The organism is Streptomyces sp. NPDC048523, assembly GCF_043199815.1.
Taxonomy (GTDB): domain Bacteria; phylum Actinomycetota; class Actinomycetes; order Streptomycetales; family Streptomycetaceae; genus Streptomyces.
The window spans coordinates 764811-791425 of sequence record NZ_JBICWQ010000001.1; the positions used below are offsets into that span (position 1 = coordinate 764811).

Consider the following 26615-nt stretch of genomic DNA (forward strand, 5'->3'; position numbering starts at 1 on the left):
CGCCGGTTCAGCGGGCGGCGTGGGCTGCCACGGCGCCGCGATGGGGGCGGTGCCCCCGATGACCTCGGCGGTCCGGCCGTTCAGACGCGGTTCGTCGAGCAGCGCCAGCAGGACGGCGGTGACATCGGCCCGGGAGATGGGGCCCGGACCGGTCCGCTCGGCGAGCGCGACCCGGCCGGTGCCGGGGGTGTCGTTGAGCAGACCGGGACGGACGTTCGTCGCCCGGAGCGCGGTCCGGGACCGGATGGCGTTCTCGGCCGCGAGCTTGGCCCGCAGATAGGTACGGAAGACCGGGTCGAGGCTCTCGTCGTCGACGGCCCGCAGATCGGCGCCCATGGCGGAGAGCAGCGGGTAGCGTCCGACTCCGGCGCTCTCAGCGGCGTCGGTCGGCAGGATCGCCGCGCCGCCGTCCACGCTGTCCTTACGGCCCACCGAACTCCCGGGACCCACCGCGTCGGCACCCGTCAGATGCCGGGCGACCTCGTCGCCGGCGGCCTTCTCCAGATCCACGAGCCGGGCCCGGGCCCCCGACCTCCGCCAACGCCTCGGCCTGGGCCGGGTTTCGGATGAGGCCGGTGACCGCATCGCCGCGCCGGGACAGCAGCTGCTCCAGGAGAAGGGCGATCCTGCCGTGCCCTCCGGCGATCAGGACCTTCACGATCAGGCCGGCAGGCGGGTGTCGAGGACGAAGTTGACCTCGATGAGCTGGCCCGGGAAGAACAGCGACGCGACGCCGATGGTGGAGCTGGTGGGGCGGTGGTCGCCGAAGTAGGCCAGGTTCGCCGCGGCCATCGCCACGTTGTACCGCGGCAGGTCCACGATGAACTGGGTCTCGGAGACGACCTGGTTGCGGGTGGCGCCGTAGTGGGCGAGCACCTTCTCGAAGTTGGCGTAGGACTGCTTCAGCTGGGCGTCGAAGTCGCCCGGGTAGAGGAAGTTGCCCTGCTCGTCGTGCGAGAGCTGCCCGGACACGTAGATCGTGTCGCCGACCTTGATGGCCTGGGCGAAACCGAACTCCTTCTCACCGGAGACGTCGTGGCTGTAGGAATCGATGGCGGTGATGGTGCTTCTCCTTGCTGACGGTGCTGTGGTTGAGGTGCGGGGGTGAGCTCAGGCGGCCGCGAGGCGGGTGACGGCGTCCGCGACGGGGGTGTCACCGGAGGTGAGTTCGACGATCACGCGGCTGAGGGCAGGCGCGTGCAGGGCGGCGTCGAGGAACGCGGCGACGTCGTCGCGGTGCACGTCGCCGTACTCGACGGCGGGACCGGCGGTGACCCGGCCGGTGCCGGGGGTGTCCAGAAGGGTTCCGGGACGGACGATCAGCCAGTCCAGATCGGTGCGCGTCAGATAGACGTCGGCGGTTTTCTTGACCTTGATGTAGTGCTCGAAGCCCTCACTGCGTGTCCCGTCGCGCAGCGCGTCGGGGAACACCGAGACGAGGACGAACCGCGCCGCCCCGGCCAGCGCGGCCGCGTCGGCGGCCTTTTGAAGGCCACGGCCGTCGATGAGGGTCGTCTTGTCCTGACCGGTGCCGTGTGCGCCGGCCGAGAAGACCACGGCGTCATGGCCGCGCATCTTGCCGGCCAGATCCTCGACCGAGTCTGCGATGAGATCACCGATCACCGGCGTCCCGCCGGCCGCCTGTATGGTCTCGCCCTGAGCGGGCCCGCGGTGCATGCCAGTCACGACGTCACCGCGTTGGGTGAGGAGTTGAGTGAGGCGGCGGCCGACTTCTCCGGCGGCACCGATCTGGAACACCTTCATGAGCTCGTCCCGTCTTTCGCGTGTGGGGGTGGGTGGTGCCGGCCGCCGGTCAGGCGGCGAACACCTGGGAGTCGTCGGCGAACGCCTTGAACTCCAGCGCGTTGCCGGCCGGGTCGAGGAGGAACATCGTCCACTGCTCGCCCTTCTGGCCCGCGAAACGCACGTACGGCTCGATGACGAACTCGGTGCCCGCCGCCCGCAGCCGCTCGGCGAACTCCTGGAAGGCCTCGACCGTCAGAACCAGGCCGAAGTGCGGCACGGGTACGTCGTGGCCGTCGACCGGGTTGTGTATGCGCTGCGCGCGCTCCGGCGCGAGGTGCGTGACGAACTGGTGGCCGTGCAGATTCCAGTCCACCCACGTGTCCGCACTGCGGCCCTGCTCCAGGCCCAGGACGTCGCCGTAGAAGCGGCGCGCGGCAGCCAGGTCGTCGACCGGCACGGCCAGGTGGAAGCGGGGGATCGGGGAGTCGAGAACGGTCATGGCACTGCCTTCCTGCTGGGGACGGAGCGGCCCGTGGGCGATCCTGCTCCGCTTGTCCTAATGTTGACATCACGACAACGACTGAATGTTAACATTAGGTCATGGGTCGAGGTGTAATTCGGGCATGAGTAATCAGGGCAAGGTGGCCCCGGCTCGCCGCCGGGGTCTGGCCGACGAGGTTGCGGACCGTATCCGCGAGGCCATCTTCAACGGGGCCTACGCCCCCGGCGAGCAGCTGCGCGAGGTGGAGCTGTCCGGCGAGCTGGGCGTCAGCCGCGGCCCGGTGCGCGAGGCGCTGCGGCTGCTGGAGCGCGAGGGCCTGGTGCACTGTGCGTGGCACCGGGGCACGACGGTGACGACGCTGTCCGCCGAGGACGTGGCTGAGCTCGACAGCCTGCGCGGCGCGCTGGAGGACCTCGCCGTACGGCAGGTGATCGCCCACGCCTCGGACGAGGACCTCGCGTCCATCGCGAAGACGGCCGACATGATGGAGCGGGCCGGCGATGCGCACGAGATGGTGCGCCTGGACATCGCCTTCCACGACGCGGTGTTCGCCGCCGCAGGGCACCGGCGCCTCGCCGACGCCTGGGACGGCATACGCTGCCAGGTCCACCTGTTCCTGCTGACCCGGATCGGCCGCAGCACCGCCGGCTACCTCGACCGCATCCCGCGCGAGCACCACGGACTCGTCACCGCACTGCGCGCCCGGGACACCGACACCGCCCTCGACCTCTTCGCAGCACACCGGCGCCACGCCGTCGACGTGGTCGCCGGAACCACTGCCTGAGTGTCGGCAAACGATGGCATGTGATCGTGGAGGCACAGGTGCGTGGCTACGGGGTTTCGCCAGCTCGGCAAGACGAAATCTGGAGACGCTGGCGCGAGGGGCAGTCGTTCACTTGATCGGGCGGGCGCTCAGGGCGCTGATGCAGAACGCCCGTCGCTTCCTGTACCAGAGTGGCGGCATCCGCCTCACACCACAGACGCGGTCAAAGCGGCATATGAGCGGCAGCGAGCGCGAGGAGATATCCCGCGGCATCGCCGACGGGGAATCAGCCCGGCAGTTGGCCGAGCGGCTGGGCAGATCTCCTTCGACCGTCTCCCGCGAGATCGCCCGCAACGGGGGCCGGGACCGCTACCGAGCCGCCTCGGCCGATGCAGCCGCCGACCAGCGCGGGCGCCGCCCCAAGCAGGCCAAACTCGCTCAACGGCCTGCTTTAAGGGCTCTGGTGGAAGCCAAGCCCGCCCTGTGCTGGTCAGCCGAGCAGATCTGCAGGATGGCTGCGACGGCAGTTTCCTGGTGACACCTCCATGCAGATCTCGCACGAAGCGGTCTGCCTATCGCTCTACGACCCTCGTCGGCGCCAGGCGATCAAGCGCACCCTCTCCCAGCGGCTGCGGTCAGCCAGGCCCATGTGCCGTCCGAAGATCGCCCGCCGGCCCACCGGGCGGGGCATCATCCGCGGCATGGTGTCCATCACCGTCCCCCCATTACCGTCTTTCATAGCCCCGCAACGGGGTTACCGGCCTTCGGAGTTGGCATGACTACCTCCCCTTATCGAGTGCATGGCCCGGGGGGGTGGTGTCACCAGCTCCGAAGGCACTGACCGCTCACCTGGGACCGCGGCCGGAAAATCGCCGAGCACCAGGCCATCACCACCGAGACCAGGAAGCCGATCTACCTCTGCAAGCCGCGGAGCCCGTGGCAACGCGGCACGTTGACTCCAGCCGCCGGTTGGGGCTGGTGTTGAGCAGATTGCTGTGCTCGGCTCGCAGCCGGGCCAGGATCTCCGCCTTGATCGGTCGATCGGCTGACCCGGCGCGGCGGAAGGCCGCGGGCAATGGCCGTTCGGCCGAGGCGCGGGGTGCCGCTGGGCGGCGAGAGTGAAGGCGGATCACAACCCCGGCTTCGAGAGGCACGGCATGCAGCGCAAGTCCATGATCGTTACTGGTTCACGGTGGCTGCCGTCCTCGGCGCCGGGACCGCCGCCACCCACGCGTTGAGCGGTACTACATCCACAACTGGGCTGGACCAGCAGAGCACGGTGACCGTGGACGGCCAGAAGGCGCTCGCGGCGAAGCTGGTCGTCGGCCGCATCCAGTCGAGGTACCGCCGCTTCCGTGGGTCGGCCGCAAGGTGGCCGGAGTGTCTGTCGGGCGAACTCAAGTCAGTGGCCGGTACGACCATGACCTGCACCGAGAGGACAGACGGGCGGCAGCTCAAGATCCCGGTGCGCGTCATCAAGGCCGACTCCGCCTCCAGCACCTGGAAGTTCGACCGCTGAGAAGCGCCGAGAGGCAGCGGAAAGCTCCTTTGAACCGTTTGAGAGGGGAACGACACACGATCATGGGAACCGTCCTGACCGGCATCGGCCTGGTCAAAAAGTACGCGTCCACCACCGCCCTGGCCGGGGTGGACGTCGAGGTCGGCGAGCGCGAATCGCTCGCCGTCATGGGCCCGTCCGGGTCCGGCAAGTCCACCCTCATGCTCACCCTTGCCGGGATCATCCGTCCCGACGGCGGACAGGTGCTGCTACGTGGCGAGCGCATCGACAAGCTCGGCGAGAACAGGCTCAGCGCACTGCGCAGGCGGCGCTTCGGCTTCGTCTTCCAGTTCGGCCAACTGCTGCCGGAACTGCCCGCCGAGGAGAACATCGCCCTGCCCTTGATGCTGGAGGGCACCCCTCGGCGGCAGGCGGTGGCAAAGGCCCGCCGCTGGTTCGCCCCGCTCGGCCTGGAGGGCCTGGAACAGCGCCGCCCCGGTCAGTTGTCCGGCGGCCAGGCCCAGCGGGTCGCGATCGCCCGCGCCCTCGTGGTCGAACCCGATGTCGTCTTCGCCGACGAACCCACCGGCGCGCTGGACCAGTCCACCAGCGAGGAGGTCATCGGCCTGCTGACCTCGGTCACCCGGCACCAGGGCGCCTCGCTCGTCATCGTCACCCACGACGTCGACGTCGCCGCCCACTGCGACCGGATCCTCCAGGTCCGCGACGGCCGGATCACCGGCCCCCTCCAGTACACGGCCGCTCATTGAGCCCCGTACATCACCACTGTCTGATCCTCCCGGAGCCCTTCATGTCCTCCCCCGTCCTGCCGTTGACCTGGCATCTAGCCCGCCGTTCCGGCCGACGCGGTTGGCAGGGTCAGCTCTTGGCCGCCGCGGCCGCCACCGTCAGCTCCCTGGTGCTGCTGGTCCTGTTCGCCGCCTGGCACGGGGCCGGCGCACGGGCAGACGCCACCGCGTGGCGAACCCCGCAGCCCGACCGGCACGGCACCGCAGTCCAGGCATTGACCACGACCTTCGTCCGCGGCGAGCCGGTCACCGTGGTCAGCCTCGCCCAGTTGCCCGGCCGCAAACCCACGCCCGCGCCGCCGGGAGTGGCCGCCTTCCCCAAGCCCGGCCAGGTCTACCTCTCCCCGGCCCTCGCCGAGCTGGCGCACAGGTTGCCTGCCCTGCAACTCGCCGACCGGTTCCCCAAGACCGCCTCCTACGAGACGATCGGCGCAGCCGGACTGGCCGCCCCGGACGAACTGGTGGCGGTGGTCGGACGCTCCGCCTCCGATCCCGCAGTCTCCCCTGCCGCGGGTGACGCTCCCCTGGACAGCGGGCTGATTGCCCGCGTGGTCATCTCCGGCTACTCCGGCACCACCCCGAGCCCGTTCACCGTCTACGACCAGTCCGGGATGTTGCTGGGCGCCGGCCTGCTCGTCGTGCCCGTGCTTATGCTGGCGACCGCCTCCGGACGGCTCGGGGCGGCCCGCCGGGAACAGCGGCTCGCCGCGCTGCGGCTGGCCGGAGCGACCCCCCGCCAGATCCTCGCCATGACCGGCGCCGAGACCGCGGCGGTCGGCGCGGCGGGAGCGGCGGCGGGCGCCCTCGCCTACCGGCTGCTGCTCCCGGCCCTCGCCCACCTGCCCTTCGGCATCGGGACCTGGCACACCGGCGACCTCTGGGTAGGCGGCTTGGGCGTGCTCGCGGTGGTCGCCTCGGTCTCGCTGCTCACCGCCCTCAGTGCGGTGAGCACACTGCGGCAGGTCGCCCGCTCACCGCTGGGCGTCGCCCAGCAGTCCAACCCGCGCCGCACTCGCATGATCCGTCTGGTCCTGTTCGCCGCTGCCGTGCTCTACATCCTCGTCAGCGTGGACGGCGGCGGCCTCAAGACGTCGCAACAGGCCGCCCTGGTGATGCTCTTCTACGGCGCGTTCTGGATCATCGGCCCCTGGGTCGTGGACCGCCTCGGCCGCCTCATGGCCCGCTTCGCCCGCCGCCCCGCCACCCTGCTGGCCGCCCGCCGGCTGAGCGACGACCCTCGCAGCGCCTGGCGTACCGTCAGCGGCCTGGTGATGGCCGGATTCGTGGCCGGATTCCTCTCCGTCGCCCACCTCGACTTTGGCGGCCACGACTATTCGGGGCAGGTCGCCGTGTCCGTGCCCGCGGCGGAGCATCGTCCCGCCGCCGCACGGGAGGCTGCCGAACGGGCCCGCGCGCTGCTGACGGAAGCCGGGGTCACCGCCACCGTGCACGCCCGCACCGACGACAAAGACGACGACTCGCTGCTGTGGGGCCGCGCCGGCGTCACGGTCCGTCTCCCAAGCGGACCGGCACAGGTCGACACCGCGCTTACCGCGCTGACGGCCCTCAACCCCGCGTCGCCGCCGTACACCCAGAAATACTTCACCGCCGCCGACGACCTCGGCTCCGCCACGCGGCGTGAGCTGGGCCTGGCGGTCCTGACCGCGGGCTTCGTCGTCGCCACCGCCTCCGCGGGCCTGACCGCCGCCGCGAACGTCCTCGACCGCCGCCGCGTCTACGGCCTCCTGCGTCTGGCCGGAACCCCGATGAAGGTACTGGACCGGGCCAGAGTCCGCGAGACAGTCGTCCCGCTGGTGGTCCTCGCCGGAGGCATGACCGCCTCCGGGGTCTACGGCGCTGTCAAGCTCAACGAAGCGGGCGATACGACGGTGGACTCCTCCGGCGCTCTGCAGCTGACGGTCTGTGTCCTGATCGGAGCCGCCGCGATGTTCGCCGCGATCGCCGCCAGCCGTCCCCTCCTCCGGGCCGTCACCGACAACCCGGCCCAACAACCGGACTGAACAGCGGCCGGCCGGGGTGGCCGCGGAGCCTACGCCAGCTCCACGGCCACCCCGGCCGTCTCCGACTGCGGGGGGACTCGAGCCGGGGACGCATGCCAGACAAGTGGCTCGAATACGACGTACGTCCCCCGTGCCCACCGCACTCCTCGGACATCTGCGCAGGAGCATCACACAGGCTGCACACCGCCTTTCGAAAGCCTCGCTACTTTTGCCTCGGCTCGATCCTCCGTGCGAACGAGACCGGCCACGGCCATCGGGCCGATGGTGCAGTCGACTCAGGAAGACCAGATGGACTACTGCTCCTCGTGCCGTCGGCATCTCAACGGCGCCCTGGCGTGTCCCGGATGCGGCGCCTACGCCCCGGACATCGCTCCCCCCTCCCACCTCCTCGCGACGACGGGCACGGCGTCAGCGGCGTGGGACGAAGCACCCAAGTGGCACGACGCGGGTCTCCCCGAGGAGCCGACGACCGGGACCGACCCGGACGTCCCGTCCGAGGACGTGGCGGACGCTCCCGTGGTGGCGGAGGGGCGGGCGGCACGTCGGCGCCAGCGGGCCCGCTGGAAGAAGAACCAGCGCAAGGCCGTGGTCGCGACCGCCGTCGCCCTCGTCGGTGGTGGCCTGACCGTCACCGCGATGAGCCAGCAGTCCAACACCCGCGACCAGGCGGCCGCCTCGCCGGACAACCGGTCCATGGGTGTGGCGGAGCTGCCCACCTCGGACGACGCCCTCCCGGGGGCGAAGCCCGCCACGGCACAGCAGGCGTCGACGTCCACCCCCGCCACGAAGGTCGGCTCGCACCGGCGGACCGTCGACTCGGCGTCCACGACGACCCGGTCGTCGGTCCACACCGACTCCGCCACCTCCCCCCCGCCCACGGCGACGACCGCCTCGCGGTCGCAGTCCCAGGGCACGCTCTCGACGTCGGCCGCGGCCGGCACCGACACCGGCGGCACGAGCGGTACGACGACGACGGACACGACGGGCACGACCGGCACGACCGGCACGACGACGGGTCAGACCTCCTCCTCGTCCGCCGCCGGCACCACGACCACGAACACGGGCACCAGCGCGAGCACGAGTGGCGACAGCTCGACGACCGCACAGACGGGCACCTCGTCGTCCGCGACCGATCCGTCGGGACTGTGCGTGCTCAACCTGCTCTGCATCAGCTGAACACCGGGCCCGCCCGTCAGTCCGCTACCAGGCCAGCGGAAGCGTGGCGAGGTGGTCGTCGAGCAGGCCCGAGATGATGCGATGGTCCCGCACGGAGGGGTGCCAGTCGCAACCGAGGTGATCCAGGGCGGTGTCGGCGTAGTACCAGTGGCCGACCCGCTCGTCGCCTCGCGCGTTGCGGGTGCGGGCGATCCTTTCGACGGTCTCGGCGAAGGGGGTGGAGCCCAGACCGGTGGCGCTGACGACGAGGAACGTCCTGGGGCCGTAGCGGGCGCGCAGCTTGTCGAGGAAGCCGTGGTAGGCGGACTCGTAGGCGCTGACGAGTTCGGCCTCCGTGCTCCAGCGCTCGCCCGGGTTCAGGGGTGTGGAGAAGTCGTTGAGGCCCAGCCCGATGACGACGGCCTGCGGCCGCCAGCCGGCCGGCTTCTGCCAGACGTCGCCCGCCACGCTCAGCAGGGCGCGGTCGTAGTAGGTGCGGAAGTCGGTGCCGGGGCTGCTGCCGTTGTAGTTGCGGACCATGCCGCGGCCGGAGAAGGCGTTGATCTGGTAGTCGGCGCCGAGGTGCCGGGCGGTGAGGGCGCCGAAGGAGAGGTCGGAGTCGGTGTTCCGGTCGACTCCCCCGTTGCCCGAACAGTCACGGGTGCCGGAGAGGTTGCCGTAGCCCGCGGTGTAGGAGTCTCCGATGAACTCGATCTGCCTGCGCCGGGCCGGGGGCGGGGCGAGGATCACACCGCCCGCAGCGGCGACGAAGCCGCCGAACCTGCCCTCGCTCCAGGGGCTTTCGGTGCGCTTGACCAGGCGCACGCGGTGCTCGGTGTCGGAGAGTCCCCTGACCCAGGAGGTGGTCCGGCCAGGGGTCACGAGGGTGGCCGCGGTCCTGCCGTCCACCTGGACGTCGTAGTCGTTGACAGAGTCGTCGAGGAGGACGCCGACGCCGGTGCCGCGGAACCGGGCCTCGAAGTAGATGCCGGGCCAGCTGTAGCGCACGAACCCGTCGGCGGCGGCTTTGACCCGGCCCACCGTGTGGAACCGGGCCGAGGCGGCGCTCGACGCCCGCGAGGGGGCGGCGACGGCGGCGACCAGGCCGGCGGCGGCGACGGTCACCAGGGTTCTGCGGGATAAGGGACGGGGCGAAGGGGGCTGCATCTGGCCATCCTTGGCTGGTGGGCGCGGTCGGGGCGGGGTGCGGTGCCCGCCCCGGAATGCTCAGTACGGCCCGTACTGCCTGTACGACCCGTACGGCACGGGAGCGCTCCCACACCCCTGGCGTTGTTCAGGGTGACCACACCACGCGTGTCCGTCAATCCCTCCTGCATGAGTCCGGATCTTCGGGGTAGCAGAGTCGATGCTTACCCGGGAGAAGGGCCGTCGCACCTGGGGAGGTCGAGGCGGCCCTTCTCCCACCCCTCGGCCCGTGCGCGGCAGCGCCGTCACAGGTCGAACAGGCTTCTCGCGTTGTCGTGGCACACGGCCCGCAGCCACTGCGGTCCGAGGTCCAGGCGTTCCAGGGCGTGGAGCTGGTGCAGGTAGGGGTAGGGGATGCTGGGGAAGTCGGAGCCGAGCAGGATGCGGTCACCGAGTGCGGCGAGCCGGGGCAGGGCCGGGCGCGGGAACGGCGCGAGGCGCTCGGTGAAGTCGGTGAACGCCATCGTCGTGTCCAGCCGCACCTGGTCGTACCGCTCGGCCAGGTCGAGGAACTCCTCGTACTCGGGCATGCCCATGTGCGCGACGATCAGCCGCAGCCCGGGGTGGCGGGCCAGCACCCGCGCGACGGGCTCGGGGCCGGTGTGCTTGCCGGGCGCGGGTCCGGAGCCGCAGTGGATCACCACGGGGATGCCCGCCTCGGCCAGCAGCCCCCAGGCCCGGTCGAGGAGTTCGTCGGCCGGGTCGTACCCGCCCACCTGGACGTGCGCCTTGAACACCCGCGCCCCTGCCTCGACGGCCTCGCGGACGTATGTCTCGACGTCCGGCTCGGGGTGGAGGGTGGCGGTGTGCAGACAGTCGGGGGTGCGGCGGGCGAAGTCGGCCGCCCATCCGTTCAGCCACCTGGCCATACCGGGTTTGTGCGGGTAGAGCATCGCGGTGAAGGCCCTGACCCCGAACTCCCGCAGCAGGGCCGTTCTCTCCGCCTCCTCCTTCCGGTACGTGATCGGCCACTCCAGTCCGCCGGTCAGCGTCCCGACACCGTCGAAGTACTCCCAGACCTTGTGCAGGACCCGCTCGGGCATGAAGTGGGTGTGGACGTCGATCAGGCCCGGCAGACCGAGCCCGCCCCAGAAACGGCGGATCTCGCCGGCCTCCGCCTCCGGCGCCAGCTCGCGATCGTCCATGCCGGGTCAGGCGCCCAGCGCCGACAGCACCACGGACCTGGCCTCCTCCTGGACCCGGCTCAGATGATCGGGACCGAGGAAGGACTCCCCGTAGATCTTGTAGACGTCCTCGGTGCCCGAGGGGCGGGCCGCGAACCAGGCGTTGGCGGTGGCCACCTTGATGCCGCCGAGGGCGGCGCCGTTGCCGGGTGCCTCGGTGAGGACCTGGGTGACCGGCTCTCCGGCAAGGGTGTCGGCGGTGACCTGGCGCGGGGACAGCTTGGCGAGCAGGGCCTTCTCCTCGCGGGAGGCCGGTGCGTCGACGCGCGCGTACGCGGGGGCGCCGAAGCGGTCGGTGAGCGCGGCGTAGTGCTGCGAGGGGCTCTTGCCGGTGACCGCCGTGATCTCGGAGGCGAGCAGGGCCAGGATGATGCCGTCCTTGTCGGTGGTCCACACCGAGCCGTCGCGGCGCAGGAAGGACGCGCCGGCCGACTCCTCGCCGCCGAAGCCGATCGTGCCGTCGGACAGACCGTCCACGAACCACTTGAAGCCGACGGGGATCTCGACCAGCGTCCGGCCGAGATCCGCGGCGACCCGGTCGATCATGCTGGACGACACCAGGGTCTTGCCGATCCCGGCCCCCGCGGGCCACTGCTCCCGGTGCGAGAACAGGTACGAGATGGCCACGGCCAGGTAGTGGTTGGGGTTCATCAGGCCCGCGTCCGGTGTGACGATGCCGTGCCGGTCGGCGTCGGCGTCGTTGCCGGTGGCGATGTCGAACCGGTCGCGCTGCTCGATGAGCGAGGCCATGGCGTAGGGCGACGAGCAGTCCATGCGGATCTTGCCGTCCCAGTCGAGCGTCATGAAGCGCCAGGTGGGATCGGTGAGCGGATTGACCACCGTCAGGTCGAGACCGTGCTGTTCGGCGATACGGCCCCAGTAGGCGACCGCGGCACCGCCCAGCGGGTCGGCGCCGATGCGCACCCCGGCGGACCGGATCGCCTCCAGGTCCAGCACGTTCGGCAGGTCGGCCACGTAGGCGCCGAGGAAGTCGTGGCGGATGGTGCCGGGGGCGGCGAGGGCGCGGGCGTAGGGGATGCGCCGTACGTCCTTCAGACCGCCGGTGATGATCTCGTTGGCGCGGTCCTGGATCCAGGAGGTCGCCTCCGATCCGGCGGGGCCACCGTTCGGCGGGTTGTACTTGAAGCCGCCGTCGGCGGGCGGGTTGTGCGAGGGGGTGACGACGACTCCGTCGGCGAGTGCCGAGGTCCGCTGCCGGTTGTGGGTCAGGATGGCGTGCGAGACGGCGGGGGTGGGGGTGTAGCCGTCGGCCTGGTCGATGAGGACGGTCACGTCGTTGGCCGCGAACACCTCCAGGGCCGTGATGCGGGCGGGCTCGGACAGGGCGTGGGTGTCGGCGCCGAGGAAGAGGGGGCCGTCGGTGCCCTGGGCGGCGCGGTACTCGCAGATGGCCTGGCTGGTGGCGGCGATGTGGTCCTCGTTGAAGGCCGCCGCGAGGGACGAACCGCGGTGTCCCGAGGTGCCGAAGGCCACCCGCTGTCCCGGTTCGGCCGGGTCGGGGTGGAGCGTGTAGTACGCCGTGACCAGACGGGCCACGTCGATGAGGTCTTCGGGCCCGGCGACCTGCCCCGCTCGCGCGTTCTGCATTTCCCCGCTCCTCCGCAAGGGTCGACCGTTGGGTACGGGGCCCATTCTCCCCTGTCGGGGGGCCTGGGACGCATGTGGGGCGCGGTTGCGTCCTCACAACTGCCCGCGAAGTGGCTGGCGGCGGGGGTTCAATGGCACCCATGACGCGTAGAAGCCCCTCATTCAACGCCGCCGTCGCCACTGTGGTCGCCTGCGCGTCCGCCGTTCTCGTGTCGTGTTCCTCGAACTCCTCCGACGGCTCCACGTCCGAGAGCCGGCCCGGCAGATCCGGATCCGGGTCGGCCTCCGGCCCCGCGGAGACGTCCACCCCGTCGTCCACTCCGTCGCCCTCGCCGACCGGGCCGTGTGCCGACGGCACGTGTGAGATCAGGGTCGCCGTGGGAGACGCCGTGAGCGTGCCGGAGGCGTACGGCCTCGGGCCGATCAAGGTGACGGCGATCGCGGGCGGCAAGGTCGACATGGTCGCCCGGCTGACCGGGTCCGGCTACAGCGTCTCGGGCTGTTCCGGGGGCGGCAGCGTGTCGTCGGCGGGCGGGGGCGGTGTCACGTTCAGCTGTGAGGAGGGACCCGCCGCGACCATCAACAACGCCATGAGCCTGAAGGTCGTCGACGTCCTCGACGCGGCCGCCGTCCTGCGCATCGACCCCGCCGGGTGACGTACGGCCCGCCCCTCGCGCCAGGATCGTGACCGCGTCCTTGCTCAACGCCCTCGTGGGGTGTCCCGCACGGAAGCCGAGGGGCGGGGCGAGCCCCCGGCCAGACCCGTCCCGGTGCCGTCCCGCCCGGTGCGCCGACCGGTCAGCAGGGCGAGGGCGAGAGTGCCGGCGAGCACCTGACATGCGGCGGCTCCCAGCATCAGTGGCACGGCTCCCAGCCCGCTCAGGGCACCCGCCGCACCCGCCCCGGCAGCGGCGAAGGTGCTCTTGAGGCCGGCGCCGAGGGTGAAGATCTGGGTGCGGACGGGCGCCGGGGCGTACCGCTCACGGCTGGCCAGCAGCGCGCTGAACAGCGGACCGGTACAGAAGCCGGCCATGGCGAACAGGGCCGCCGCCGCGACGGCATCACCGGCCCACGGCACCATCGCCAGGGGGACCCCGGTCGCCGGCAGTCCCCAGAGCACCACGCGCTCCGGGCGGTGCCGGCCGACGGGACGGCAGGCGTAACTCAGGGAGCCCGCCAGAGCACCGGCGGCAAACGCGGTCATCAGCCCGCCCGCGGCCCATGCGGCGTGGTACTCGGCAGCCAGCAGAACGCTCACCACCGGCAGCGCCCCCACCCCCAGCTGCGCCACACCGCTCCCCCAAGTGACCGACCGCAACGGGGGGTTGCGGACCACTTCGACCACTCCCCGCACCAGGTCGGCAGGCCGGAACCGCCGCCGTTCGGTACGCCTCCCGACCCGTGGACGCGGTCGCAGCCGCAGCGAGAACAGCAGGAGCCCACCCGTCGTCGCTCCGGACCCGAGAACCGCGAGGGCCGTTCCCGCGCCCACCGCCGTACCCAGGGCCGCCGCGACGGCGGGCCCGCAGATGCCCGCCAGGTTGTACGACACGGCATCGGCACTGAAGGCCCTGGTCAACCGATCCTTGCTGAGCAGTTCCGCGAGGAGACCGGTGAGGCCTCCGGTCAGCAAGGGCGCGACGCACCCGGCGGCGGCCGCCAGCGCCAGCGTCAGGACGTCGTCGACCGTGCCCACCAGGAAGGCCAGGGCGACGAGCGCGGCACCGTAGAGCGCCACGGCACTGCCGTGGAAGAGACGGCGTCGCCGCACCGAGTCGGCCAGCACGCCGACCACCGGCGCGGCTGCCACGTGGGGGATCATCAGCGCGGCCACCAGGGCACCGCCGAGCGCCGGGCTGTCGGCGCGCTGGGTGGCCAGCAGGACCAGTGCGACGCGGGCTCCCTCGTCGGCGGTCCGGGCGAGGACGGCCGAGGTCAGGTACACCGGGAGGGGCGACGAGCCGCTGGTGCGGGGCGGGGTGCCGGTCATGCCTTTCATGGGGGATCGCAGACCTCGGGGGAGTCGACCTGGTGGGCAACGGCGCTCCAGGGGTGAGGAGCCAGGGGGTGCCCAGAAAACGTTCCCGGGGAGCGGCGGTCGAAAATCACCCGGCGCCGCCGGTGCGTCCGGCGCCTCCCGCCAGGGCAAGACCGACCGAGAGGCGAGGTTCGGCACAGACGCCCCGGTGCGACCGGCCCGGACGGTGCGGCACAATCGTCCGCGGACGCTGCCCCCCAGCAGCCGATTTCAGATGAGGAACGGTGACCGACATATCGCCAACAGGCCGACCCGGACAGCTGTCCGTCGCGCACTCCACGGTCGACGGCATCCGCGTGGTGACCCTGCACGGAGACATCGATCACGACGTCAAGGACACACTGACCACGGCCCTGCTGCCCGAGGACGGCCCTGACGACGGTCCGCCACCTCGTGTCGTGGCGGACCTCAGCGGCGTGACCTTCCTGGACTCCACCGGCATCAACGTCTTCGTCCACATCCACCACCAGGTCAGCGCGGCTCACGGATGGCTGCGCCTGGCGGCCCCCCGGGAGTCGGTGCTACGCGTTCTCGAACTCGTCGGCCTGGACACCGTCATCGCCTGCCATCCCACACTCGAGCAGGCCCTGAACCCCTGACCTCCGCGTTCACGGCCGATCAAGTGACCGGACCGCTGCGGGTCAGCGGTGTGGGTCCGGTCCGGTTCCGACCGGTCTGCGGCGATCGCCGTGCCAGTCCAGTATCAGGACCGTGGCGTCGTCTCTGAGGCTGCCGTGGCAGGCATCGAGGACCGCCGCGGTCAGGGCCCGGACGGCTTCTCTCGGATGCAGCGCGCCGGTGTCGTGGATGACCGAGGCCAGGTCGGCCGTCGCGGCACCGCGTTCCAGCATGCCGTCGGTGAGCAGGATCAGCCGGTCCCCGGGACGCAGTTGCAGTTCCTGGAGCTGGAAGGAGGCGGGTGTGGCCACCCCGAACGGCAGATTGACGGCGAGTTTGATCTCTTCGACGACGCCGTCACGCAGCCGCAGCGGCCAGGGATGCCCGGCGTTGACCAGTTCGCACAGGCCCGTCTCCAGGTCGACGCAGAGCAACTGCCCGGTGGCCAGCCCGCGGCTGTGGCTCAGCAGGGCCTGATGGGCGTCGTCGGCCTGCTCCAGAGCGTCACAGCCGCTGCGCCGGGACCGCCGCAGCGCACCGACCAGCAGGGTGGCCAGCAGCGCGGAGTTCGTGTCGTGACCCATCGCGTCGGTGATGGACAGGTGCAGGGTGTCGCGGTCGAGGGTGTAGTCGTAGGTGTCGCCACCGATGTCGTCGGCCGGCACCAGCCCGGCGGCGAGGGTGAACTGGTCCGCCTCGCAGCAGGGGGCGGAGGGCAGCAGCTGGTGCTGGATCTCGGCGGCCAGGCTGGTCTCGGTGGTGCGCCGGCCCAGGTGGTACAGGTCGGTGAAGCGCCCGTCCGTGACGATGATGTAGGCGAGTGCGTGCGCCGCCTCGCGGACCTGCCCCAGCACGGTGTCGTCCGCGGACTGCAGGGTCACCTCCAGTACGCCGATGCAGTCGCCGCGGTTGGTGACCGGCGTGATGGCGCGCAGTCCGCCCTGGCCGTCCGGTTCCACATGCTGGCGCTGGCTGCGCAGCACCTTCTCGTAGACGCTGTCCTGCAGGTCGATCGGCTCGGCACGATCCGTGCCGCCATCGGCGCCGGCCGCGGCGAGCCGCACCAGCCGCTGACCGATGAGGTCGACGAAGAGGAACGACACCCGCTCCGCACCGAACCGCTTCTGCAAGTCGCGGGCCACTACGTCGACGGACTCACTGGGCGGGGCCGCTTCCGCAGCGGCCAGCAACTCGCCCAGTTCCAGATCTCCACCCTCCACAACAACCTCCCATCGGTTGCCGCAACTTCTTCCCCGCATCTGAGCGCCTTCACCTGGTACCGGCATCTTGGCTGGTCAAAGCTGCCGGGACGGCTGGCACAGGGTGTCGTTGTCCGCACAACCGTGCTGGTCATCTGTTGATCCACATCCATAACGGGTAGACGCGTCGGCATGGCTGAAGTGGTACAGGCTGGACTGTGGGGTCTGGTGGCGGGCTCGGCGCTGCTGCTCGGTGCCGCGCTGGGGTACGGGCTGCGGGTGCCGCAGAAGGTGATCGCGACCGTGATGGCATTCGGTGCCGGGGTGCTGCTGTCGGCGGTCTCCTTCGAGCTGGTCGGGGAGGCGTACGACGAGGCGGGGCTCACTCCCGCGGCTGTCGGCACCCTCGTCGGTGCCCTGGCCTACACCGTGGGCAACGTGTGGCTGGCCCGCCGGGGAGCCCGGCACCGCAAGCGCTCCGGTCACGCGCAGTCGGCGGCGCAGCCCTCGGAGGCCCAGCAGGGCGGCTCGGGGACGGCGCTCGCGCTCGGCGCGCTGCTCGACGGAGTGCCGGAGTCCGCGGTGATCGGCGTCAGCCTGCTCGACGGCGGCGCGGTCAGCCTGGTCACCGTGGCGGCGGTGTTCATCAGCAACGTGCCCGAGGGACTGTCCAGCTCGGCGGGGATGAAGAAGGCCGGCCGCACCAAGGGGTACGTCTTCGGCGTCTGGGCCGCGATCGCCGCCGCGAGCACCGTCTCGGCCGTCCTCGGCTACACCGTGGTCGGCTCCCTCTCCCCCGCGTGGATCGCCGCGGTGACCGCCGTGGCGGCCGGCGCGATCCTCGCCATGGTCGCCGACACGATGATCCCCGAGGCGTTCGAGGACGCCCACCTGGCCATCGGACTGATCACCGTGAGCGGCTTCCTGGTCTCCTTCGCCCTCTCACACGTCTGACCGGGGGGATCGTGCGCGTCTCTGGTTTCCACCGGGCGCTCATCAACCGGCACTCCCGTTTTTCAGTGCTGGACAGGGCCTGCTGAACAACTCCCCGACCTTGCAGAGTCGGTGCGACCTGCGGACGACGCACCGATGACGGGGAAAGGCACCTTCCTTTGCGGCACCAGCACCGACGAACCACGAGGAGACCGACCGGGCACGCCAGGACCTTGTGCGGCATCGCCGCCGTCCTGGCCCTGACCGGCCTGACCGCGACCGCGACGGTCACCTCCGCCGCACCGATCACGTCGGACGGCCCGCCCACCGTGTCCCCGGGCGCCCTGACCAAGCCCGCGCGCGTGACGCTGCTGACCGGTGACACCGTCGCCGTGGACGGCCACGGCCGGGTGGTCGAGGTGCGGCCGGGCAAGGGCCGTAAGGGCATCGGGTATTCGGTACGGCACTTCGCCGGCCACACCTACGTCGTGCCGCTCGACGCGACGAGGCTGCTGGGCAGCGGCAGGCTGGACCGCCGGCTGTTCGACGTCACGCAACTGATCAAGGACGGTTACGACGACACCCACCGGGCGCAGGTACCACTGATCGTCTCCTACAAGGGCTCCAGCCGGGCGCAGCAGGGAGCCCGGGCAGCTCTCCTCGCCACCGCGGCGGAGGTCACGCACCGGCTGCCGGCCATCCACGGCGACGCGCTGACCGCGGACAAACCCAACGCCGGCACGGTGTGGCGGGCGCTGACCGACTCCGTCGGCGGCCGCGCCGCCATGACCGCCGCCCCCGGTATCGACCGGGTGTGGCTCGACGGCCGGGTCAGGATCAGCGCGCAGGACGCCGTCGCTCCCGACCCGCACGGCGGGGTCGCACAGATCGGTGCCCCGACGGCCTGGAGGGCGGGCTACACCGGCAGGGGCGTCAAGGTCGCCGTCCTGGACACCGGCATCGACGCCACCCACCCGGATCTGAAGGACAGGATCCTCCTGGCCAAGAACTTCACCGACTCCGGCTCCGCCGACGACCGGCAGGGTCATGGCACCCACGTCGCCTCCACCGTCGTCGGCTCCGGGGCGAGGAGCAGCGGGAAGTACCAGGGAGTGGCTCCAGGGGCCGAGTTGCTGATCGGCAAGGTCCTGGACGACACAGGGTTCGGTGAGGACTCGGGCATCATCGCCGGGATGCAGTGGGCCGTGGCGCAGGGCGCCAAGGTCGTCAACATGAGCCTCGGCGAGGTCGACACCCCGGATGTCGACCCTCTGGAGAAGGCCGTGAACGACCTGTCGGCCTCCTCCGGCGCCCTGTTCGTCATAGCCGCCGGCAATTCCGGCCCCTCGGACACCACCGTCGGCTCCCCGGGATCGGCCGCGGCCGCCCTGACGGTGGCCGCCGTGAACCGCGACGACAAGATCGCCTCCTGGTCCAGCCGCGGCCCCACCGCCGACGGCCACCTCAAGCCGGACATCGCCGCGCCCGGCGTCGACATCATCGCCGCGAAGGCCGCCCACGGCACCGAGGGCAACGACGAGGCGCCCGGCTACGTGTCGATGTCCGGCACCTCCATGGCCACCCCGCACACCGCCGGCGCCGCCGCCGTCCTGGCCCAGGAGCACCCGGACTGGACCGGCGAGCGTCTCAAAGCCGCCCTCACCGCCTCGGCGAAGCCCCTGAGCGGCGTCACCGCGTACGACGTCGGCGCCGGCCGTCTCGACCTGACCCGGGCGATCGAAACCACCGTCGGCAGCGAGCCGTCCTCGGTCGACTTCGGTACCCCGGACCCGTGGCCGCACAACGACGACACCCGGGTCACCAGGGCCGTCACGTACCGCAACGACGGCTCCCTGCCGGTCACCCTTGACCTGGGCATCATCGCGACCGGCCCCGACGGGGAGACGGCGCCCTCCGGCATGCTCACCGTCTCCCCCGCCCGGCTGACCGTCCCGGCCGGTGGCACCGCGCAGGCGACGGTCACGGCCGACACCCGGCTCGGCGGCGCCGACGGCCTCTACTCCGGCGTGATCACCGCACACGGCGACGGGCACAGCGTCCGTACCGCCGTGGCGGTCGACCGCGAGGTCGAGGCACACACGCTGACCCTGGTCACCACGCGCCGGGACGGCAAGCGCGACAACGAGCCGGACGTCACCGTGGCGGGACTGGACACGGGCAAGCAGTTCACGCCCTACGACGACGGAAAGGCACGGGGCGGCACGGTCACCCTGCGGCTGCCCCGGGGGCGCTACGCGATCAGCGCCGCCACCATCACCCCGGCAGGACAGTCGGTCCAGTTGATCGCTCCGCACCTCGTACTCGACCACGACAGCACGGTCGCCCTCGACGGACGCAAGGCAAAACCCGTGAAGGTGACCGCTCCGGACCGCCGGGCCACCCTGCGCGACGGCCAGGCCGTCTTCGCCGCCCGCGGTGCCGAACCGGCCTACGACTTCTCCGTCGGCACGTCCATCGACACACACGACAGCTTCCTCGGCCAGGTCGGCCCGAACGGCCCCGCGAACTCCGCCATCGCCCAGATCGGCGGCGTCTGGCAGCGCACCGCGACGTCACCGTCGTACGCCCTGGTGACCACCCGCACCGGCGGGTTCTTCGACGGCCTCACCCGTACCTTCGCCTCCACCCGGGGCATGGCCAGGGTGAACACCTCCGTCGCCACAGCCCTGACCAGGGCGGAAACCGCGCCGAACAGCTGGTGGAGCACACCGGGCCGGCCATCGCTCGACCAGGTCGTCTCACCCCTCGAAGGGCCGCTGCGGCCGGCGCCGACCTCGTCCGTCGTGCAGTACCTGTCCGTCGACCACGGCATGCGCTGGTACCCGGGCGCCCGGACGCAGAACGGCACGGACGGCGAGGGCATGGTCGCCTTCACCACCCCGCGCCGCTTCGAGCCGAAGCGTGCGTACCGCGTCACGCTGGACGGCGGTGTCCACGGCCCGATCGTGACACCGGCGAAGGTCGTGGGCGGGCTGCGGGTCGGCCGGTACTACGCGCTGTGCGTGCCGATGTTCTCGGACGGGCAAGGCGACTTCTCGTACTCCGCGCAGGTCCGCGTCCACACCCGGCTCACCTCCGGCAGCAAGGTCATAGGCGACTTCACGGAGGACACGTGCCCGAACACCTACTCCAACCTGCCGGCCGGGACAGCGCGCTTCAAACTGTCCGTCACCGCCGACCGCAGCAGGGGCTACAGGATCAGTGACCACGTCGAGGGCGTGTGGACCTTCACCTCGGCGAACACGCCCGAGACCCAGGTGGTCGCCTGGCCGCTGTCCGTCGTCCGCTTCCACCCGGAACTGAGCCTGACCGGCACCGCGAAGGCGGGCGCCCGGATCACCGTCCCGCTGTCCCTGCAGGGCCCGGCGGCGGCCAAGGGGCACCTGAGGTCGCTGAGGGTGAGGGTGTCGTACGACGGCGGGCGCACCTGGAAGCCGGTCACCGTGCACGGCGCGGCGAGCGGCAAGGCTTACCTGGCCCTTACCAACCCGAAGCGGCCCGGCACCGTCTCCTTCAGGGCAGACCTCGCCGACACCGCCGGCAGCACCTACACCGGCACGATCCGCAACGCCTACCGCACCGTCCGGTAACCGGAAGGCACACCTGGCGGTGGCTCCGGGCCCGGTCCGGCCGCCACCGCCGCGCACATCCCAGCCCGTCAGTCTCTTGCTCACGAACGGAACCACCATGGCCGCACACGGTCACCGACGTCCGACCCGCCGCGACGTCCTGCTCAGAACCGCCGCCGGCGGACTCGTCCTCGGCGGGGGCGCCGCGGTCGCCGGCCCCCTGCTCGCCAGCGCCGACGCGGCACCCAGCGCCTTCGGGTACCGCGACGACGGACGGGCCTACGTCATCACCACCGGCGCCGACCTGGTCTTCAAGGTCGACCACCGCAACGGTGACCTGACCTCCCTGGTCCACAAGGGCACGGAGTACCAGGGTTACGGCAACCGCAACTCCCAGGTCGAGACGGGTCTCGGCGCCTCGTCCGTGAGCATCCGCAAGGCCGGCGACACGGTCCTGGTCACCGTCGTGCACGGCACGATGCACCACTACTACGCCGCCCGCCGGGGCGAGAACAACGTCTATATGTGGACGAACAAGGCGGACGCCTCCATCACCGCCACCCGCTACATCGTCCGCGTCAGGCCGGGCCTGTTCCCCAACAACAACCCCGACACCTGGGACGCGCGCACCGACACCTTGATCGAGGCCCAGGACATCCGCCGCAAGCCGAACGGCACCACCCGCTCCAAGCACTACTCCAACCAGCGCGTCATCGACTACGACCACGTCGGCTGGAGCGACGGCAGGACCGGCATGTGGATGGTGCGCAGCAACCACGAGAAGGCCTCCGGCGGCCCCTTCTACCGCTCGCTCATGCGCCACCACTACGAGGACGGCGCCGGGCTGTACGAGATCCTCCACTACGGCGAGAACCAGACCGAGCCGATGCGCTTCGGCCTCCAGGGCCCCTACGTCCTCGCCTTCACCGACGGCGGCGCACCCGCCCGCTCCCTCTCCCACGACGTCATCGACACCTCCTGGGCCGACGGTCTGGGCCTGGTCGGCTGGGTCGGCCGCGCCGGTCGCGGACGGGTCGCCGGCGTGGGCATCAGCGGCCGGAGCGACGGCCACGCCTACACCGTGGGCTTCGCGAACGCCGCCGCCCAGTACTGGGCGAAGGCCGACGCGGCCACCGGGCACTTCCTCTCCCCGTACATGCTCCCGGGCACCTACACGCTCACCGTGTACAAGGACGAACTCGCCGTCCACACCGAGTCCGTCACCGTCACGGCCGGGAGGACGACGGCCCTGCACACGCTGAAGGTCACCGCAGACCCGAGCCGGAACCCCGCGATCTGGCGCATCGGCAACTGGACCGGCACCCCCGGCGGCTTCAAGAACGCCTCCCTCATGACCACCATGCACCCCTCCGACGCGCGGGCGAGGCCCTGGGCCACCGGCGTCCACACGGTGGGCTCCTCCTCGGCGACGGACTTCCCCTGCTACCAGTGGGCGGACATCAACAACACACTGAAGATCCGCTTCAGGCTGACGCAGCAGCAGCTGGCCTCCGGCCACACCCTCAACATCGGCATCACCACCGCGTTCGCCAACGGCAGGCCCCGGATCAAGGTCAACGACTGGGTCTCCGCCGTCCCCCAGCCCGCCAAGGAACCCACGACCCGCTCCCTGACCGTCGGCTCCTACCGGGGAACCAACCACACCTACAGCTACGCCATCCCGGCCAGCGCCTGGGCCGGGTCCGCCGACGCCTACCAGGAGCTGACGATCGACATCGTCAGCGGCTCCGGCGGCACCGCCTACCTCAGCCCCGGGGTCTCCTACGACGCCATCGAGCTGCTGCCCTGAGCAGGCGTTCTCGCGTGATGGACCGGGATTGCCTGCGGATGACTGAAAACGTAGGTTGAGCTCCGTTTTGTGTTCCAGGGTTGTTCGAGAGTTGCTCGCGGGTTGAAAGGTGCCACCAGGTGGGCCGACGAGAGAAACCGGTCGACCCGGGTGCCGGCCCGGTCCAGCGCCTCGCGCACGACCTGCGCCTGCTGCGGGAGAAGGCCGGCAAGCCGCCGTACCGGGAGATGGCCGAGCGGGCCGGCTACTCCACGACCGCGCTGTCGCAGGCCGCGGCCGGCGACCAGCTGCCGACACTGCCGGTGGTGCGCGCGTACGCGGAGGCGCTCGACGCCGACCCGGACGAATGGGCGGCCCGCTGGCGGGAGGCGGACACCGAGCTGCGGGCACCCAGGGCCGACGAGCGGGCGCCGTACCGTGGGCTGGCCCGCTTCGAACCGGCTGACAGCGACCTGTTCTTCGGCCGGGCGGAACTGGTCCGCGAGCTGCTGCACCTGGCGCACGCGCACCGGTTCGCGGCGGTGTTCGGGCCCTCCGGCAGCGGCAAGTCCTCGCTTCTGAGAGCGGGCCTCATTCCGTTGCTGCGGGACAACGGTGGGGCCGCCCGCCCGGCCGTGGTCCGGGTTCTCACCCCCGGCGAGCGGCCCGCCCACACGCACCGGCAGGCGCTCGTTCCCCAGGACGGTGAGCTGGACACCTGGGTGATCGTCGATCAGTTCGAGGAGCTGTTCACGCTCTGCCACGACCGGGAGGAGCGGGACGGCTTCCTGGACCTGCTGCTCCGCGCGCGTGAGCCGGAGAGCCGGCTGCGGGTGGTGGTCGCCGTACGCGGTGATTTCTACGGCCACTGTGCCGAGCACCGGGAGCTGGCGGAGTCGGTCGCTCACGCCAACCTGCTGGTCGGGCCGATGAACGCGGACGAGCTGCGGGAGGTCGTCACCGGTCCGGCCACTGCGGCGGGGCTCAACGTGGAGCGGATCCTGACCGCGCGGATCGCCGAGGAGGTCGGCGACCGGCCGGGCGCGCTGCCGATGCTCTCGCACGCCCTGCTGGAGACATGGCGCCGCCGCCGGGGCCGCACGCTGACGCTGGCCGCATACGAGGAGACGGGCGGCGTGCGCGGGGCGATCGCCGCCACGGCCGAGCAGGTCTACGGCGACCTGGACGAGGGCCGGACCCGTACCGCCCGGCGCATCCTGCTGCGGCTGATCGCCCCGGGCGACCGTACGGCCGACACGCGCCGCCCGGCATCGCGGTCCGAGCTGGGACCCGGTGCGCCGGACGTCCTGGAACGTCTGGCCGCCGCCCGCCTGGTCACCCTGGACGGCGACACCGTGGAACTCGCCCACGAGGCGCTGATCACCGGCTGGCCGCGGCTCGCCGGCTGGATCGAGGAGGGCCGGGAGCGGCTGCGCGCCCAGCGGATCCTCGGGGAGGCCGCCCGCGCCTGGGAGGAGCTGGACCGTGATCCCGGCGCGCTGTACCGGGGGGCACGACTGGACCGCGCCGAGGAGCTGTTCGGCAGGCAACGGGAAAAATTCGGTGGGCAGCAGGAGAAAGAGGAGAAGGCGGAGGAGAACGACGACCTCACCCGGCTGGAGCGGGCCTTCCTGACCGCCTCGGCCGCGGCCCGTGCCGCCGAGCGGGACGCCGGGACGCGCGCCGCCCGCCGCACACGGGCCCTCGCCATCGGTCTGTGCGTGTTCCTCGTGCTCGCGCTGACCGCGGGACTCGTCGCCTGGCAGCGCGAGCGGGTGAGCGAGGAGGAGTCCGCCAAGGCCGCCGCCCGGCGCCTGGCCACCGTCGCCGAGAGCCTGCGCGCCACCGATCCCCGTACCGCGTCCCTGCTCGGCGCCGCCGCGTGGCGGATCGCGCCGCTGACCGAGTCCCGCTCGGCGTTGCTGGGCGCGCTCGCCCAGCCCGAACGGGACGCCTTCACCGACCCGCAGGCCGGCGAGGACGTCCGGCGCTTCCTCACCGACCGGGGCCGCACCCTGCTCAGGGCCGACGGCAGCCGTGTCACCGCCTGGAGCGTGGCCGGGCACCGTCGCACGGGCGCCTACCGCCTGCCGAGCGGCACCGAGGCGTCCGACGTCGGCCCCGACGGGCGCTTCCTCGTCCTGACCGGGGCGGCCGACGACACCCTGTGGAACCTCCCCGAGGGGAGGTCCGCCGCCGATCTGGGCGATACGGAGATCGGGGCGACCACGCCGGACGGGGACGCGTACCTCACCCAGCCGATCGACGGGCCCGGCCAGGTGCAGGTCCGGCGGACGGACGACGGCAGGGTCCTCTTCACCACCGGTGTCTCGCGCACCATCACCACGTCGGCCCTCGGCCCCGGCGGCCGCCTGGCCGCGCTCTGTCCCGCCCAGGGCCCACCGCAGGTGTGGGACACCGTGCGCGGCAGGCGGCTGTCCGGGGAGTGGGACAAGGCGGACGCCCTGGTCTGCGGCACCGGCACGGGAGCCGACGGCGGGGAGCGGCTGCTGCGCCTCAGCGCGGACGGCAGCACGCTGGCCGTGGCCCACGGCACAGCGGCCACCGTCTGGAACGTCCGCAGTGGGCGCGTCATCGCCGATTTCGCCGGCGGCGGCACCACGGGCTTCGCCCAGGCCGACCTCTCCCCGGACGGAGAGTTCCTCGCCACGACCGACGACCAGGAGATCGCCGTGTGGCGGCTGGCGACGGGGGGCGGGCAGATCTTCCACCGGCCGCTGGCCGGCGCGGAGGTCAGGGGGCTGACATGGACCCCGGACCACGGCCGCCGGACCCTGCGCTACCTCGACCGCGCCACCGTCCACACCCTCGACCTCACCGACCGCCTCGCCGCCCCCTGGCAGCGCACCCCGGCCGACGCCACGCTCCTCGACCCGGACGGCACCACCCTCGCCACCGTCACCCGGTCCGGGCACGGCTACCGCCTCGACCTGCGTTCCACCGGCAGCGGCGCGGTCCTCGCCCGGAGCACGCTCGGTCCCCTGCCGGACGACACCGGCGAGGACACCCCGGTGCCGGCTTTCAGCCCGGACGGCCGGACGCTCGCCGTCGCCGACACCACTTCCTCGGGCGGCTCCCTGCGGCTGCGGTTCACCGTGTGGGACGTACGGGCCCATACGGTCCGTACGAGCTTCACCACCTCCGGAGCGGCCGACCGCCCGGTCTCCGCGCTCGCCCTGGGCACCGGCGGGCGCACGTTGCTGGCCGTTCGTTCCGCGGGCGACGGCGAGGCGGCGGAGGTCTGGGACACCCGGACCCACCGCGCCCCGCGGACCCTGCACGGCCTCTTCGGGCAGGCCGTGGCCGTGCGGCCGGACGGCCGGCTCCTCGTCGGCGACCTGGACCAGTACGCCGACCTGACCTCCGGCAAGGTCACCGGATGGGCTCTCGCCGACGGCCGTCAGGTCACCGCCCTCGCCTTCAGCCGTGACGGCAGCCGCCTCGCCGTCGGCGACACGACCGGGCACGTGACGCTCTGGGACGCCGACCTGCGGCACGCCACGGGTGTCCTGACCGGCACCGCAGACACCGCTCCGCCCAGCCTGACCGAGGCCGTGGGCGCACTGGCCTTCTCCGCCGACGGCAGCACCCTCGCCGTGGGGGGAGCCAACGGCACCCTCCGCCTGTGGGACACCGCGGGCCAGCGGCTCCTCGGCGGCGACCTGCCCACACCCGGGGACGAGATCCGCTCCCTCGCCTTCGGACGCGACGACGGCACGGTCTACGCCGCCGGCCCCGACGTGGTGCTGCAACGCCACCCCGTCGCCCCCGACGCGGCCGTCCGCGCCATCTGCGAACGCGCCGGTGGCGGACTGACGCGGGCGCAGTGGCGGCGGTACGTCCCCGACGCGCCGTACCGGCAGGTCTGCCCGGCAGCGCACTGAATTGTTCACCACGACCCCGGGGCTCGCTGAAAAACACCCCTGACCAGAACG

General features: G+C 71.8%; 20 protein-coding genes and 1 pseudogene. 12 read left to right on the forward strand and 9 right to left on the reverse strand.

What is annotated here, in order from left to right; genetic code table 11:
- Positions 1-39: 39 nt before the first annotated feature.
- From ACGFWE_RS03490 to ACGFWE_RS03505, 4 genes and pseudogenes are all read right to left on the reverse strand, one after another.
- Positions 40-658: pseudogene (locus ACGFWE_RS03490) on the reverse strand (NAD(P)H-binding protein); the annotation flags it as partial.
- Positions 659-660: 2 nt separating this feature from the next.
- A complete protein-coding gene (locus ACGFWE_RS03495; RefSeq protein WP_352385766.1) occupies positions 661-1062 on the reverse strand; it encodes a RidA family protein in 402 nt (133 codons plus the stop codon).
- A gap of 48 nt (positions 1063-1110) precedes the next feature.
- Complete coding sequence (locus ACGFWE_RS03500; protein WP_393597538.1) at positions 1111-1764, reverse strand: NAD(P)H-binding protein; 654 nt, start codon at positions 1762-1764, stop codon at positions 1111-1113.
- Between the two features lie 49 nt (positions 1765-1813).
- Positions 1814-2245, reverse strand: coding sequence for a VOC family protein (locus tag ACGFWE_RS03505; protein ID WP_059211329.1), 432 nt, complete (start codon positions 2243-2245; stop codon positions 1814-1816).
- A 124-nt stretch (positions 2246-2369) separates the two neighbouring features.
- Between ACGFWE_RS03505 and ACGFWE_RS03510 the strand changes: the two genes are divergently transcribed.
- The 6 genes from ACGFWE_RS03510 to ACGFWE_RS03535 all read left to right on the forward strand — a co-directional run bounded on the left by ACGFWE_RS03510 (position 2370) and on the right by ACGFWE_RS03535 (position 8515).
- The gene (locus ACGFWE_RS03510; protein WP_352384608.1) at positions 2370-3032 is read left to right on the forward strand and encodes a GntR family transcriptional regulator; all 663 of its coding nucleotides are present in this window, start codon (positions 2370-2372) and stop codon (positions 3030-3032) included.
- A gap of 214 nt (positions 3033-3246) precedes the next feature.
- Positions 3247-3549 (forward strand): helix-turn-helix domain-containing protein, encoded by a 303-nt coding sequence (locus ACGFWE_RS03515; RefSeq protein WP_352384606.1) that lies wholly within the window; start codon positions 3247-3249, stop codon positions 3547-3549.
- A 654-nt stretch (positions 3550-4203) separates the two neighbouring features.
- Positions 4204-4530, forward strand: a complete 327-nt coding sequence (locus tag ACGFWE_RS03520) for a hypothetical protein (protein WP_393597540.1) — start codon at positions 4204-4206, stop codon at positions 4528-4530.
- Between the two features lie 62 nt (positions 4531-4592).
- On the forward strand, positions 4593-5279 hold the full coding sequence (locus ACGFWE_RS03525) for an ABC transporter ATP-binding protein (protein WP_393597542.1): 687 nt from the start codon (positions 4593-4595) through the stop codon (positions 5277-5279).
- A gap of 41 nt (positions 5280-5320) precedes the next feature.
- On the forward strand, positions 5321-7339 hold the full coding sequence (locus ACGFWE_RS03530) for an FtsX-like permease family protein (protein WP_393597544.1): 2019 nt from the start codon (positions 5321-5323) through the stop codon (positions 7337-7339).
- A gap of 261 nt (positions 7340-7600) precedes the next feature.
- Positions 7601-8515 (forward strand): hypothetical protein, encoded by a 915-nt coding sequence (locus tag ACGFWE_RS03535; RefSeq protein WP_393597546.1) that lies wholly within the window; start codon positions 7601-7603, stop codon positions 8513-8515.
- 24 nt (positions 8516-8539) lie between these two features.
- On the opposite strand, the gene ACGFWE_RS03540 is transcribed toward ACGFWE_RS03535, so the two are convergent.
- The 3 genes from ACGFWE_RS03540 to pgm form a co-directional block, all read right to left on the reverse strand.
- Positions 8540-9661 (reverse strand): SGNH/GDSL hydrolase family protein, encoded by a 1122-nt coding sequence (locus tag ACGFWE_RS03540; RefSeq protein ID WP_393597548.1) that lies wholly within the window; start codon positions 9659-9661, stop codon positions 8540-8542.
- A 284-nt stretch (positions 9662-9945) separates the two neighbouring features.
- Positions 9946-10845 carry an amidohydrolase family protein gene (locus ACGFWE_RS03545; RefSeq protein WP_393597550.1) on the reverse strand — a complete coding sequence of 300 codons (900 nt, stop codon included), beginning with the start codon at positions 10843-10845 and terminating at the stop codon, positions 9946-9948.
- A 6-nt stretch (positions 10846-10851) separates the two neighbouring features.
- Entirely contained in the window at positions 10852-12492 is a 1641-nt protein-coding gene (gene pgm / locus ACGFWE_RS03550; protein WP_393597552.1) for a phosphoglucomutase (alpha-D-glucose-1,6-bisphosphate-dependent), read from the reverse strand.
- A 389-nt stretch (positions 12493-12881) separates the two neighbouring features.
- Here pgm and ACGFWE_RS03555 point away from each other — a divergent pair, with 389 nt between their 5' ends.
- Positions 12882-13148, forward strand: coding sequence for a hypothetical protein (locus ACGFWE_RS03555; RefSeq protein WP_393597554.1), 267 nt, complete (start codon positions 12882-12884; stop codon positions 13146-13148).
- 44 nt (positions 13149-13192) lie between these two features.
- Here ACGFWE_RS03555 and ACGFWE_RS03560 read toward each other — a convergent pair whose 3' ends face one another.
- Positions 13193-14482 carry an MFS transporter gene (locus tag ACGFWE_RS03560; RefSeq protein ID WP_393597556.1) on the reverse strand — a complete coding sequence of 430 codons (1290 nt, stop codon included), beginning with the start codon at positions 14480-14482 and terminating at the stop codon, positions 13193-13195.
- Positions 14483-14754: 272 nt separating this feature from the next.
- Here ACGFWE_RS03560 and ACGFWE_RS03565 point away from each other — a divergent pair, with 272 nt between their 5' ends.
- Positions 14755-15129, forward strand: coding sequence for an STAS domain-containing protein (locus ACGFWE_RS03565; protein ID WP_352384588.1), 375 nt, complete (start codon positions 14755-14757; stop codon positions 15127-15129).
- Positions 15130-15171: 42 nt separating this feature from the next.
- On the opposite strand, the gene ACGFWE_RS03570 is transcribed toward ACGFWE_RS03565, so the two are convergent.
- Entirely contained in the window at positions 15172-16368 is a 1197-nt protein-coding gene (locus ACGFWE_RS03570) for a PP2C family protein-serine/threonine phosphatase (RefSeq protein WP_393597558.1), read from the reverse strand.
- Between the two features lie 171 nt (positions 16369-16539).
- Here ACGFWE_RS03570 and ACGFWE_RS03575 point away from each other — a divergent pair, with 171 nt between their 5' ends.
- The 4 genes from ACGFWE_RS03575 to ACGFWE_RS03590 all read left to right on the forward strand — a co-directional run bounded on the left by ACGFWE_RS03575 (position 16540) and on the right by ACGFWE_RS03590 (position 26564).
- Positions 16540-17301, forward strand: coding sequence for a ZIP family metal transporter (locus ACGFWE_RS03575; protein ID WP_393597560.1), 762 nt, complete (start codon positions 16540-16542; stop codon positions 17299-17301).
- Positions 17302-17513: 212 nt separating this feature from the next.
- Positions 17514-20891, forward strand: a complete 3378-nt coding sequence (locus ACGFWE_RS03580; RefSeq protein WP_393597562.1) for a S8 family serine peptidase — start codon at positions 17514-17516, stop codon at positions 20889-20891.
- Positions 20892-20988: 97 nt separating this feature from the next.
- Complete coding sequence (locus ACGFWE_RS03585) at positions 20989-22680, forward strand: rhamnogalacturonan lyase B N-terminal domain-containing protein (protein ID WP_393597564.1); 1692 nt, start codon at positions 20989-20991, stop codon at positions 22678-22680.
- Positions 22681-22799: 119 nt separating this feature from the next.
- Positions 22800-26564 carry a helix-turn-helix domain-containing protein gene (locus ACGFWE_RS03590; protein ID WP_393597566.1) on the forward strand — a complete coding sequence of 1255 codons (3765 nt, stop codon included), beginning with the start codon at positions 22800-22802 and terminating at the stop codon, positions 26562-26564.
- Positions 26565-26615 lie beyond the last annotated feature (51 nt).

Bases quoted from the DNA above. Each gene is read 5' to 3' on its own strand.
- ACGFWE_RS03500 (WP_393597538.1), bottom strand. From the start codon at position 1,764: ATGAAGGTGTTCCAGATCGGTGCCGCCGGAGAAGTCGGCCGCCGCCTC.
- ACGFWE_RS03505 (WP_059211329.1), bottom strand. From the start codon at position 2,245: ATGACCGTTCTCGACTCCCCGATCCCCCGCTTCCACCTGGCCGTGCCG.
- ACGFWE_RS03510 (WP_352384608.1), top strand. From the start codon at position 2,370: ATGAGTAATCAGGGCAAGGTGGCCCCGGCTCGCCGCCGGGGTCTGGCC.
- ACGFWE_RS03515 (WP_352384606.1), top strand. From the start codon at position 3,247: ATGAGCGGCAGCGAGCGCGAGGAGATATCCCGCGGCATCGCCGACGGG.
- ACGFWE_RS03525 (WP_393597542.1), top strand. From the start codon at position 4,593: ATGGGAACCGTCCTGACCGGCATCGGCCTGGTCAAAAAGTACGCGTCC.
- ACGFWE_RS03530 (WP_393597544.1), top strand. From the start codon at position 5,321: ATGTCCTCCCCCGTCCTGCCGTTGACCTGGCATCTAGCCCGCCGTTCC.
- ACGFWE_RS03535 (WP_393597546.1), top strand. From the start codon at position 7,601: ATGGTGCAGTCGACTCAGGAAGACCAGATGGACTACTGCTCCTCGTGC.
- ACGFWE_RS03540 (WP_393597548.1), bottom strand. From the start codon at position 9,661: ATGCAGCCCCCTTCGCCCCGTCCCTTATCCCGCAGAACCCTGGTGACC.
- ACGFWE_RS03545 (WP_393597550.1), bottom strand. From the start codon at position 10,845: ATGGACGATCGCGAGCTGGCGCCGGAGGCGGAGGCCGGCGAGATCCGC.
- pgm (WP_393597552.1), bottom strand. From the start codon at position 12,492: ATGCAGAACGCGCGAGCGGGGCAGGTCGCCGGGCCCGAAGACCTCATC.
- ACGFWE_RS03560 (WP_393597556.1), bottom strand. From the start codon at position 14,482: ATGACCGGCACCCCGCCCCGCACCAGCGGCTCGTCGCCCCTCCCGGTG.
- ACGFWE_RS03575 (WP_393597560.1), top strand. From the start codon at position 16,540: ATGGCTGAAGTGGTACAGGCTGGACTGTGGGGTCTGGTGGCGGGCTCG.
- ACGFWE_RS03585 (WP_393597564.1), top strand. From the start codon at position 20,989: ATGGCCGCACACGGTCACCGACGTCCGACCCGCCGCGACGTCCTGCTC.